Here is an 11,891-nt window from a genome sequence, read left to right on the forward strand (position 1 = left end):
TTTTGGCCTGCTCAGTCCGTTGATGGATATTGTTTAATGAGTTCATTTTCTTCTTTCAACGCTTTAAATAATGATTTGAGTTTCGGTGGTTTGTGGCCAGCCTTTTTCTGTAAATAACCAATTTTGTATAGCGAACGGTATTGGAAAAGTAAGGTTGAAAAAATTTCTGATAGGGTAGTTTTACTATCCCAAATATGTGTTGCTTCGCTACTCGCACCGTTAATCTCAATTATTTGAAAATTTTCACCTGCGGTTAAGCTCTCAATGTTTTTGAACTTGATATCCAATCGACCGTAATGAAAACCATCAAAATCATCAAAAATGTTGTCTAATTGTTCTGTTAACGCAGATGAAATGTATTGATTGCCATTTTTGAAAATACTTCCTCTACTGTGGCTACCAGCGAAGGCTAATCTAAATTCTAAGCCTTTGGGAACTACCCAATCGAGTTTGTGCTGATGCCTCTGTTCATATATATGAGCAAGCTGCCCAGCTCTTGGGTCATCGTGAATTAACTGTTGTAGCGTCTTTTCACCATCGCCTTCGATATAGGGTGCGTATTTCAATGTGATAGAGAATACTTGCCCCTTGGCTTCCCCGGGATAGCGCATATAAAACACGCCCACTTCAGCCTCGTAGTCGGATTTTTTTGTAGTAGATAATCAGCACCGTTCGGAAAGCGTTTAACATAGTCGACAAGTTGCTTTTTATTATGGATAAGCCTGACACCAGCGCCTCGGCAGCCTTTGTCGGGTTTTGCGACAACAGGGAATTCGAGTTTTTCGCTTTCCATTGCATCAAGTGCATCTTGAATCTGAATATCGATAGATTGGTTGTTTTTTCTTAGTGTAGTGAACGGTAATATCCACTGTTTTGCTTCTTTGCCCGCTAGGTTCAGAATATCTTTTTTCGATTCACCTACCATTCCACTTAGCCATATTGAAGGGTTGGCTATCAGAGGCAGCCCAATGCTGCGATACTTAAGGCTATGCCATAGGCTTTGAAAAATGACTGGGGTATAAAAAAACCAGGTAGGCCAAAACTCGTAACGAGAAACGACCGGGCCTGATTTATCCATTTCAGGCATACCTAATCGTGATTCAATAGACTGTCCTTTGTTGAGAGGAAGGACATTACTCTGGTCTATTTGATTGGCTGTTTTTGATTGATTTAGTGCACTCAAACTGACACTCCTTTACCGTGAGTATTTAATTTTTTCTTGAAGTTCTATTTATTGACCATAGGCCTGCCAATGCACATGGCGCGATAACCCATTTCCATTCACTATCGCTGAGCCAACTGATGGACCCTAATTGATAGATGCAGAAGAATATAAGCGCGGTCCAAGCCGCAGTTGCTAAGAGTACAGCCCCCATAAAATGGAAAAACCGAATGCCAAATAGACCGCTTAACGTAAAGCCTATGGTCCTTAAGCCGGGTATAAAGCGAATGAGAGCAATATTTAAAAGAGGTTGGTGTTTGAGCCTTGCTCTAACAATACGCATTCCTCTGTTTTTTAATAAACGGTAACGTAAACCTCGCCATTTGGCTGCTAGCATTCCGGCTCCGTATAAACCGATGTCACCGGTAGCGATGCCAATAAAAATAGCCATCAGAGCAAGAGAAGGTGAGATAGCCTGATCAGCGGCTAACAGTGCAGCAGTGATAATTGCAAGGTCTTCCAATAGGTAAGAAAGCAGAATAATAGACACAACAATTTCGGGAACCGTCAAGTTTCCTGGTAATGCTAATTCTTGTGTAAGCCACTCTGTCATTTCTTTCCTATTGATGCTTTGTGTTATTTTTAGATGTATATTTTGGTTAAATCTAAGTGATTACAATTACTAGACCTTTAAAGATTAGGATTTATTTCACATTAACGAGAATAAAAAGAACAAAATAAAAAACGGCTATCAAGAGATAGCCGTTTTTTAAAAGTAAGTGACGAATCGATGTTAAAAAGTGAAACCAGCTCGAATAATGAGAGATAAGCTAAATGGCGCTTCGTAATCACCGTCTTTGAATGAATCGATTTGACCTTCTATGGCAGAGAAAGCACCATTAGATGATTGATAGCTAAAGCCAACGGCTTCGAATATACCGATTCCATTTATTTGCTGAGTGCCTAAGTCTCCATAATTATAGCTTAGCCCTAATTTACCGTATACGTCGATCTGCTGGGTGATACCATATGCAAATACACCTGCAGCTCGGGTAGAATAATAATCTAGAGGATAAGAAGTAGTTCGACCATCAACTGTAAAATCAACCGTATTCTTCACTTTATCGACCCCGGCATTGACCCCCCACTTAAACTTCCGAGATTCTCCAAAGGATTTTAAAAAGGTGTAGTCAATACCATAGACGTTTCCTGTCGTACGGTCATCTGCATCATCCAATCCATTATATTCTGGTTGTTGCATAACCCAGCCACCACGAATGCCTAATTGATGGTGTGCCGAATTATCTGAGGGGGCCTCATCCGCGAAAGCAAAAAAGGGAACTGACACTAGCGCAAGCGATATTAAAGAAGTTCCTTTCATAAAAAGCCTATTGTTTTTGGTTGTTTATTATTGGTAAATCGAATGGATACTATATATATAAAATAGTTTAAATATTGATATTTGCAGCAAATTTCTGATTTTTTATTGGTTTATAGTGACGTAATAAATGCGAAACAAGATCAAAAATGCCCCTACGATTAAGATAAAATTGTAGAGGCTTATAGCTATTGATAAGAGACACTGAATGGTACTAGATGGCAATGAAACTAGTTCTGCTTTGCGCAGTGCTTACTCTGTTATTTGACTAAATCAGCTGCATCTTTTGCTAAACGCCCAATTTCGTCCCACCGCCCTTCGTTGATGAGTTTTTTGTCTACCATCCAAGTTCCACCGCATGCGATAACTCTAGGGATAGCGAGATAATCATTGATGTTTTTTGAGCTAATACCGCCCGTTGGCATTAGTTCAATATCGGTATATGGCGCGAGTAGCGATTTCACCATTGCAATTCCACCAGATGCTTCTGCTGGAAAAAACTTGAGCGTTTTGAGGCCCATCTCTAATGCTGCCTCTACTGTACTCGGGTTATTGACACCCGGTACAATATCAATGCCTATCTCCTGACACGCTTTTACTGTGTTTGGGTTAAACCCAGGAGAAACTATAAAGGTCGCGCCTGCTTCTTTTGCTGCAATGGCTTGCTCTCTATTTAAAATGGTCCCAGCGCCAATAAGCATGTCTGGTTGTGCTTCTCTAAGTAGACGAATTGCTTCTTCTGCGGCATCGGAACGGAAGGTGATTTCTGCTGCAGGTAAACCGTTTTCGGCTAACGCTTTTCCCAAAGGAATAATGTCTTCGGCTCTGTCTATAGCAATAACCGGAATGACTTTAAGTTCCTTCAGTTTATCCAATGTTGTACTCATCTACTTGTCCTCGTTGTTAAGACTGAAGGATCAGTCAGTTAATTTAAATTGGTTGGTGATAGATTGGGTTGCAGATAGTGGCACAATGGCCCCTTGGCTTTGAATGACCGCACTAGCAAGTTGGTGGCCTCGTACACAACATCTTTCAGGTTCTAACCCAGTTAGGTGGCCGCTTAAATATCCAGCATTAAAAGAGTCACCGGCAGACGTTGTATCTACAACCTCTTCGATAGGTGTCGTGGTAATGAATAACGCATCGCTCTCTTTCTTTTGTAGGTTTTTATATAAGCACCCTTCCGCACCGAGTTTTATTACTGCTTTTTTAACACCGGCGTGTTCGAGGCGATCTAATGCTGCCTCTGGAGAGATGTCTTGCCAAATTGCTTGTTCGTCATCAAAGGTAACCAACGCCAGATCGCAGAACGACAGTAGTTCAGCATAGTGGTCCTTAACGGTTTTCCAGTCTTCATTCTGTGGCCAAAGTGCTGGCCTGAAGTTGGAATCAAAGGCGATTTCAACACCCTTTTCCGAGAGCTTTCTGAGTAATGTAAGCAGAGTTTTCCGATCTTTTTCTGGTAATATGGCTAGGCTAATTCCACTGAGATAAACCATGTCCATTTTTTCAAGCTTGGTTGTTAACAGCTCGAAATCTCGGTGCTGTAACATATAGCGCGCAGCAGATTGGTTTCGCCAATACAGAAAAGTTCGTTCGCCCTGATCATCAAGCTGAATAAGATATAGGCCCGGTTGCCTAGTGTTATCAGTTAGCACAAATTGCGTATTGATGCCTTCTTCTTGCCAGCGTTGAATCATACCTTCACTGAGTGCGTCAGAGCCCATCGCTGTGACGTAATTTATCTGAACTTGTTGCTTTGCAGCCCGTGCTAGATATACGGCAGAGTTAAGGCTGTCTCCACCAAAGGTTTGCAGCATGTTGCCGAACGGTTTACCGTTCAGCTCAATCATGCATTCGCCGATAATTGCGATTTTTTTAGGAGTATCATTTTCTGTCATAGCGCTATTTCGCCGCCTTGAAGAAATTCGCCGCATTACCAAAACTGATATTTTCGACCATAGGTTTTAGCAATGAGTCATCGTTTGGTACTTCACCATTTTCAACCCAGCGGCCAATCATTTCACATAAAATACGACGGAAATATTCGTGTCGCGTGTAAGAAAGGAAACTGCGGGAATCGGTTAACATGCCAACAAACTGGCTTAGTAAGCCGAGTTGAGCCAGTTGTTCGATTTGACGTTGCATGCCATCTTTTTGATCGTTGAACCACCAGCCTGAACCGAACTGGATCTTCCCTGCAATACCACCACCTTGGAAGTTCCCAATCATGGTCGCCATCATTTCGTTGTCTCTTGGATTTAGACAATAAAGGATGGTTTTTGGTAGTTCATCGGTTTTGTCCATTTCATCAAGAATCGATGATAGCTCATAAGCAAAAGAACGGTCACCAATAGAGTCAAAGCCTGCATCTGGACCGAGCAACTTGAACATGCGTGTGCTGTTGTTTCTCTGTGCTCCGATATGTAACTGCATCACCCAACCAAGTTTAGCGTATTGCTTGCCAAGCCAAACCTGTACCGCTGTACTAAATTGAGCAACTTCAGTCTCGTTTAGCTCTTCACCCTTTAGGCGACGCGTCATCAGGTTATCTAATGCCGTTTCACTCGGGATTTTGGCATAACGAACGATTTCGATACCGTGATCAGCTGCACGACATCCGTGTTGGTCGAAGTGCTTTAATCGAATTGATAGCGCGGTTAACAGATCGTCAAAACAACGGATTTCAGTATCCGCTACTTCTCCAAGGGCTAACATGTATGCAGCAAAACCTTCGAGATCAATTTTAAAGGCTTTATCTGGTCGCCAACTTGGTAAAACCTCGATATCAAAGCTGTCATCAGCGGCTATAGTGGCATGATGTTCCAATGAATCTATTGGGTCGTCAGTTGTGCCCGCCATACGTACATTCATCTGCTTCATGATCCCGCGAGCACTAAACTCCGGAGTGGCGAGTTGTTCGTTACATTGAGTCCAAATACGATCTGCGGTTTCTGGACCAAACAGTTTGCGACTGATACCGAATGGACGACGAAGTTCCAAATGGGTCCAGTGATAAAGTGGGTTTCCTAGGCATTGAGGTACCGTTTTCGCCCAAGCTTTGTATTTTTCTAAATCGGTACTATTTCCGGTGATTAGGTGTTCTGGAACACCAGCACTTCTCATTCCTCGCCATTTGTAATGATCGCCTTCAAGCCAGATCTGTCCAAGATTCTCAAAGCGACGATCTTGGGCTATTTCTTTCGGGTTCAGGTGGCAATGATAGTCATATATCGGCTGATTTTTAGCATATTCATGATATAGACGTTTTGCTGTTTCTGTTGTGAGCAGAAAATTTTCACACATAAAGTCTTTCATTATTTTTCCTTACAAAGCCGCTACAGCGCCTTTCGCGCTAAGAGTAATTAGGTTGCTGTAGGCCTTTTCTATTTCTTCAATAAACAGATGGTTGTTAGCCAACTCTGGTGAAAAAATAGAGTCAATGGACATTAATGCCTGTACGACAGAAACATTGCGTCCATGTTTATCACAAATGGACTTAAGTTCATTAGCCAAGGGATCGAGAACCTCAATAGGTTGCTCATTTTCATCTATACCAGACACGTATCTCATCCATCCGGCTACGCCCAATGCTAGATACTTATATTCGGTACCAGATTCCAAATGAGACATGATGGAATTAAGCATACGCGGTGGTAATTTTTGACTGCCGTCCATTGCTATTTGCCAGGTACGGTGTTTTAAACTTGGGTTAGTAAAGCGGTCAATAAGCAGTTCAGCATAGGCTCTTAAATTGCTCCCCTCAGGCATGGTTAGTGTTGGGGCTTGTTCTTTAAGCATTAAGTTAAGCGCGGCTTCTTTGTAGGCTGGGTCTGTCATCGTATCTGAAATATGATCATAACCACCTAAATAACCAAGATAAGCCAAGAAAGAGTGGCTACCGTTAAGCATACGTAGTTTCATTTCTTCAAATGGAATAACGTCTTCTACAAACTCAGCGCCCGCAAGAGTCCAGTCAGGGCGGCCCGCAACAAAGTTGTCTTCTATTACCCACTGGCGGAAAGGTTCACATGCGATTCCACAAGGGTCTGTAACACCTAATAACTCAGCGATCTCTGATAAGGTATCTTCTGTTGCTGCTGGTACTATTCTGTCTACCATGGTGCATGGAAATGTGACGTTAGATTCAATCCACTGAGCCAAATCTTGATCCAATAGTTGCACATAACCCATTACCGCCGCGCGCGCCACATGCCCATTTTCTTGAACGTTGTCGCAAGACATCACAGTAAAAGGTGTTAAACCACGGTCTCTACGTAGCCTAAGTGCTTGTACGATGTAACCAATAGCTGATTTTGGGTCTGTCGGGTTTGCTAAATCATGCACGATAAGTGGGTTGGTTTTATCAAGTTGGCCTGTAGCGGGGTCTGAACAGTACCCTTTTTCAGTAATGGTCATTGAGACAATAGCCACTTGCGGTTCGGCCATCTTCTCTAAGATGGCTTGTGTGCCATCAAAGGTTGAATGTAAAGATTCAACCACAGAGCCAATCACTTTAACATCAATTTTGTTCGCCCCTTTTTCGGCGACGGTATACAGATGATCTTGTTCTCTAAGTTTTTGTATGAGTTCTTCACCGCCGAATAGATTGACTTCGCAGTAACCCCAATCGCTCTCTGACTTTCCAGCAATTTCGTCAGTAAACAAAGCTTGGTGGGCACGGTGGAAAGCACCAAAGCCCAAATGGACTATCTTGGTTTTAAGACGGCTTCGGTCATAACTAGGATTAACGACACCTGTTTTAAGTGGTGTATTAGAAATAGTAGTTGTCATCGTTTCGCTTTCCTTATTTTACGTCTGCAAGTAACAGTGAATCACCGTTTTTGTACGTTTTTCCGTTGATAATCAATTCGCGTTTTTCACTATCAGGCACTTTAATCGCAAAGGTTTGATAAGCGGGTTTGAAGTCACCTTCCGATTGAATATCAAGCGCAACTGTTGTTTGGTTACATTTCATGTTAATGGTCAGTTTCAAGAAACCATTTTCTTTGTAGTTGTGGCTTTCACCGTCATCGTCAAAGATCGTTAGTGTGGTTTCTGCACAACCTTTAAGAGGGAATACTTCAAGGTTTCTGATGCTGTCTTTAGCATGATCGCTATGTGCAATACGCTCGCTAGTTGGTAAAACTGTGCCGGCTTTTACTAATAAGGGCAGTGTTTCTAGAGGAGCAGGAACAACAATGCGCTGTCCACCACTAAACCACTGACCAGTATAGAAGTCGTACCAACCTTGCCCGTTGTTTGGCAGATATACTTCTCTTTCTCTTTGGCCTTCTTCTACGACGGAAGCGACTAATAAGTCTTTGCCTAACAAGTAATCGTCGCACTCTTCAAACGTTCGAGGATCGTTTTCGTGATCTAAGAAAGTAGGGCGCATCATTGGCTCATCTTCACTGTGCGCTTGCCATAACAAGTTATAAAGGTACGGCATAATACGGTAGCGGATAGCCATCGCATCACGAATAATTGGAGTGACTTCAGGATACATCCAAGGTTCGTTAACACTGCCATCGTCATTCCATGAATGGATAGTGAAGCGAGGATGCATGACACCATTTTGCACCCAACGTGCAAACAATTCAGGGTCAGGCCTTTCGCCAGAAAAGCCACCAACATCGTGGCCTAGGTTATATAAACCAGAAAGGCTCATCCCTAAGCCCATACGGATATTGTATTTTAGGCTCGTCCAATTGGTACGGTTGTCACCACTCCAAGTTTGAACATAGCGATTCATACCCGGACAGCCAGAGCGAGATATCAGATAAGGACGAATTTCGGGAGCATATTCAACCTGAGCCTCATACGATGCACGCATCATAAGTAGCGGTTGAAGAGGTCGAATTAGGTTAACAGGAATTGTGTTTCCAAAGCCGAAACAGCGCGCGCCTTTATCCCATATTTCGTATTCGTTGTTATCATTCCAAGTAGAATCAATGCCCTTCTCGAGTAGTTGCTCTTTGACGTTATCCTGCCACCATTTAATCGTATCAGGATTGGTAAAATCTAAGTGAGAACCATCAGCATCCCAAAAAACAGATTTTTCTGGTTCATCGTATTCTGAATCAAGGATAAAGAGCCCTTTCTCTTGAGCTTCAGAAAACCTAGGGTGGTCATGCAATAGGCATGGTTTGATATTGGCAGCTAATTTTAGACCCGCATTATGGAATACATCAGCCATCCCTTTCGGGTTTGGTACCTTGTCGTAGTTCCAGTTAAATACATAGCGTGTGTTGCCAATAGATGTATAGCCCGAAGAGAGTTGGAATGAGTCACATGGGATGGCGTGCGTTTCACATTTGTCAACAAATCCTTCAAGCAACTCTTGAGCGTTTGGCGCATCGGTATACTGCATGGTTGAGCCGCTGTAACCTAAACTCCAACGAGGACCAAAGGCCGTGCCACCGGTTAATCGAACAAACTTCTTGGAAACATTAGCGACCGTTTTACCTAGCATGAAATAGAAGTCTAAATCGCCATCTTCGGCGCGATAGCTACGGTATTTCACGTGGTAGTTATCTAGTTCGTTACCAAGATCAAACCAACAACTGGCTAAGTTATCGTAATAAAGACCGAAGCTTACTGCTTCTTCTTGATTCGTAACACGCGTAATGTAGAAAGGAATGTGCTTATACAAGGGGTCCGTTGAGCTAGCATCATAACCCATTGCATCGAGATTACGCATTTCGAAGCGTTTGCCAGAACGATTTAGATCGCCTGTTTTTTCACCGAGCCCATAATATTGGTCTGATAGGTCACGGTTCATAAAATGTGCTACGCCATTTTCTGATACACCTAACTGATAAGCACCTGTTTTACGGTCTGTAGCTAATGGCAGCCATTGACCATCTTTCTTGTATTCCCACTCCATCCATAGCGGTTGGTGTATAGAAAGTCGCAACGCTTCAGTTTCAATTCTAAATAGGTTTTCTTCTTGTTCAGTATGATACTTAGGACAAGTAAAGCCTTCGGTTGAAAACTTGTCTCGGCCTTCCCACGGTACATCTTTTTGACCTGGTGCAATCGACCAAGTTTTATCTAATCGCAGCTCACCTTTGTTTTTAAACATCACTCTAATGATGTCTTGTTCTAGTACGAAAATATGCAGTTGGTGACGACCGTCGCACTCGATATCGATGCGATTGTTTTGTTGCTGTAAAAAGCGCCACTGTTTTACTGTTTTCATTTATATTTCCTTTAAACAATTGGGATAGGGCAGGAGGAACCTGCCCGTTTATATAGATTAGTAACCTAGGAAAACTTGAGGAAGCGTCAAGCTAAGCTGTGGTACGAAGGTTACAAGCATAAGAGCAATAATTAGCACGGCGTAGAAAGGAAGAAGGGGTTTCACGACCTTGTCGATTTTCACCTTAGCAACCGAACAACCAATAAACAGTGCGCTACCTACTGGAGGAGTACAGATACCAATACATAAGTTAAATGTCATCATGATACCGAAATGCACTGGATCCATACCTAAGTCCATCGCGATAGGAAGGAAGATAGGAGTAAAGATAAGCAGGGCTGGGGTCATATCCATAAACACACCAATAACCAATAGAGTGATATTGATAATCAGTAAGATAATAATTGGATTTTCAGATACGGCTAAAAGAGCATCACTTATCATGTAAGGGATATCTGCGTTTGCCATAGCCCAAGACATACCCATTGAAGCGCCTATCAATAACAACACGATAGAGGTTGTTACTACCGATTCCAGAATAATATTAGGAAGCTGTTTGATAGAAACTTCGCGGTAGAAGACAAAAGCAAGAATCAAGGTATACACCACCGCTATTGCTGATGCTTCTGTCGCGGTGAAGATACCGCCAATAATACCGCCCATAATCACAATAATTAGGCCAAGGCTTGGCAGTGCGTCTAGTGTTTTTTTAACGACTTCAGAAGTGGATGGTTTGGCTGAAACCGGGTATCCCCGCTTTTTAGCGATGAAACCAGCAACCATCATAAGGCTCAGTCCCATAATCATCCCAGGAATATATCCCGCAAGGAATAGTGCCCCGATAGAGGTACCGCCAGAAATAAGGGAATAAACAATGAAGGTGTTACTCGGTGGAATCAGTAGACCCGTAGGGCAAGATGTAATGTTGACAGCAGCCGAGTACGCTGGATCGTAGCCTTCTTTCTTCTGCAATGGAGACATGGTGCCACCCACCGCTGCGGCAGAGGCCACCGCTGACCCTGAAATTGCACCAAACATCATATTGGCTATCACGTTTACGTGAGCAAGTGAGCCCGGTAACCTGCCACCTAGCACCTTGGCGAATTCGATTAGCCGGATTGCGATGCCGCCTTGGTTCATAATATTACCCGCTAAGATAAAAAACGGGATTGCGAGTAGTGCGAAACTGTCGAGGCCAGAGGCCATTTTCTGAGAAATAACCGCAATCGCGGCATCAAAGGGTAGCTGCAATAAAATCGTAAGTAGTGAAGCAACACCAATCGCGAATGAGATTGGCACGCCAATCCCGAGAAATACAAAAAAACTACCAAACAATACAATAATAACCTGCCATTCCATTAGGCTTCTCCTGATATAAGTTGAGTTAGCCGTTGACAGGCTTATTGATAAGGGACAGGTTCTTCATAAAATCTTCTAATAGATAGATCATCATAAAGAAACCGGAAATAGGTATTGCAGCGTAGATTAGGCCCATTTCAATGCCTAAAGCGGGAGAAACTTGACCAGTCGAGAGGGTTTTCAGCATAAGCGAACCTCCGCCATATACCATGATAACGCCAGCAAAAATAATGCTGATGATATTGATAACTAAGTGAAGACGAGCTTGCTTTGACGGGTTGTGTTCCAGTTTCATAGAGAGTAGGTCGATAGCGAGGTGGCGTTTTTTTCCTAGTGTATAAGCCGCGCCCATCAATCCGACCCAAATAAATAGGAAACGAGCAACTTCATCTGTCATTGTACTCGGAGCGTTAAGCACATATCGAGAGAATACCTGCCACACAACACACAACACTAAGAAGCTGCTGAGTGAGATACAGAACATAGACAGAGATTTATCCATCACTGAAATTAGCTTTTTCATTGTCTCTTCCAAATTAATATTTTGAGTGATTGTATTTTTACCGTAATGAACACGGCCAATGTATTTAGGTATGAACCTAGTTGACTAGCTATTTTCCACAACGGACAAAATATTTTCCGGATTATATTCTCATAACTGTTTGGACCAAGAGAGCTAGATCACATATAATTGGTCCGGCCAATTTGAGTTAAATTGTTTGTGAGGTAGGTCAAGTTGTGGGTTATTTTAAATTGTATTGCAAAAGATGTTGGTCCAAATTGTCGGG

9 protein-coding genes and 1 pseudogene are annotated in these 11,891 nt (G+C 42.6%); all 10 read right to left on the minus strand.

Annotation, left to right across the window (positions count from 1 at the left end):
- Window positions 1-11: 11 nt before the first annotated feature.
- The 10 genes and pseudogenes from PGX00_RS20125 to PGX00_RS20170 all read right to left on the minus strand — a co-directional run bounded on the left by PGX00_RS20125 (window position 12) and on the right by PGX00_RS20170 (window position 11,626).
- A pseudogene (locus tag PGX00_RS20125) lies at window positions 12-1,087 on the minus strand (D-alanine--D-alanine ligase).
- A gap of 121 nt (window positions 1,088-1,208) precedes the next feature.
- Window positions 1,209-1,775 (minus strand): VTT domain-containing protein, encoded by a 567-nt coding sequence (locus PGX00_RS20130; protein WP_272139919.1) that lies wholly within the window; start codon window positions 1,773-1,775, stop codon window positions 1,209-1,211.
- A 180-nt stretch (window positions 1,776-1,955) separates the two neighbouring features.
- Window positions 1,956-2,543: a hypothetical protein gene (locus PGX00_RS20135; RefSeq protein WP_272139921.1), complete on the minus strand. Its 588-nt coding sequence runs from the start codon at window positions 2,541-2,543 to the stop codon at window positions 1,956-1,958.
- Between the two features lie 257 nt (window positions 2,544-2,800).
- Window positions 2,801-3,427, minus strand: coding sequence for a bifunctional 4-hydroxy-2-oxoglutarate aldolase/2-dehydro-3-deoxy-phosphogluconate aldolase (locus PGX00_RS20140; RefSeq protein ID WP_272139924.1), 627 nt, complete (start codon window positions 3,425-3,427; stop codon window positions 2,801-2,803).
- Between the two features lie 30 nt (window positions 3,428-3,457).
- Window positions 3,458-4,441: a sugar kinase gene (locus PGX00_RS20145; protein WP_272139926.1), complete on the minus strand. Its 984-nt coding sequence runs from the start codon at window positions 4,439-4,441 to the stop codon at window positions 3,458-3,460.
- 4 nt (window positions 4,442-4,445) lie between these two features.
- Entirely contained in the window at window positions 4,446-5,858 is a 1,413-nt protein-coding gene (uxaC, locus tag PGX00_RS20150; RefSeq protein WP_272139928.1) for a glucuronate isomerase, read from the minus strand.
- 9 nt (window positions 5,859-5,867) lie between these two features.
- The gene (locus tag PGX00_RS20155) at window positions 5,868-7,334 is read right to left on the minus strand and encodes a mannitol dehydrogenase family protein (RefSeq protein WP_272139930.1); all 1,467 of its coding nucleotides are present in this window, start codon (window positions 7,332-7,334) and stop codon (window positions 5,868-5,870) included.
- Between the two features lie 13 nt (window positions 7,335-7,347).
- The gene (locus PGX00_RS20160; RefSeq protein WP_272139933.1) at window positions 7,348-9,744 is read right to left on the minus strand and encodes a glycoside hydrolase family 31 protein; all 2,397 of its coding nucleotides are present in this window, start codon (window positions 9,742-9,744) and stop codon (window positions 7,348-7,350) included.
- 57 nt (window positions 9,745-9,801) lie between these two features.
- On the minus strand, window positions 9,802-11,103 hold the full coding sequence (locus tag PGX00_RS20165) for a TRAP transporter large permease (protein ID WP_272139935.1): 1,302 nt from the start codon (window positions 11,101-11,103) through the stop codon (window positions 9,802-9,804).
- 25 nt (window positions 11,104-11,128) lie between these two features.
- The gene (locus PGX00_RS20170) at window positions 11,129-11,626 is read right to left on the minus strand and encodes a TRAP transporter small permease (protein WP_272139937.1); all 498 of its coding nucleotides are present in this window, start codon (window positions 11,624-11,626) and stop codon (window positions 11,129-11,131) included.
- Window positions 11,627-11,891: the final 265 nt, after the last annotated feature.

The organism is Vibrio algarum (assembly GCF_028204155.1).
Lineage (GTDB): Bacteria > Pseudomonadota > Gammaproteobacteria > Enterobacterales > Vibrionaceae > Vibrio > Vibrio algarum.

What these genes read in the sequence shown, in the direction of transcription:
- PGX00_RS20165 (WP_272139935.1), bottom strand. Translation starts at nt 11,103, where the DNA reads ATGGAATGGCAGGTTATTATTGTATTGTTTGGTAGTTTTTTTGTATTT.
- PGX00_RS20140 (WP_272139924.1), bottom strand. Translation starts at nt 3,427, where the DNA reads ATGAGTACAACATTGGATAAACTGAAGGAACTTAAAGTCATTCCGGTT.
- PGX00_RS20155 (WP_272139930.1), bottom strand. Translation starts at nt 7,334, where the DNA reads ATGACAACTACTATTTCTAATACACCACTTAAAACAGGTGTCGTTAAT.
- PGX00_RS20160 (WP_272139933.1), bottom strand. Translation starts at nt 9,744, where the DNA reads ATGAAAACAGTAAAACAGTGGCGCTTTTTACAGCAACAAAACAATCGC.
- PGX00_RS20130 (WP_272139919.1), bottom strand. Translation starts at nt 1,775, where the DNA reads ATGACAGAGTGGCTTACACAAGAATTAGCATTACCAGGAAACTTGACG.
- uxaC (WP_272139928.1), bottom strand. Translation starts at nt 5,858, where the DNA reads ATGAAAGACTTTATGTGTGAAAATTTTCTGCTCACAACAGAAACAGCA.
- PGX00_RS20170 (WP_272139937.1), bottom strand. Translation starts at nt 11,626, where the DNA reads ATGAAAAAGCTAATTTCAGTGATGGATAAATCTCTGTCTATGTTCTGT.
- PGX00_RS20135 (WP_272139921.1), bottom strand. Translation starts at nt 2,543, where the DNA reads ATGAAAGGAACTTCTTTAATATCGCTTGCGCTAGTGTCAGTTCCCTTT.
- PGX00_RS20145 (WP_272139926.1), bottom strand. Translation starts at nt 4,441, where the DNA reads ATGACAGAAAATGATACTCCTAAAAAAATCGCAATTATCGGCGAATGC.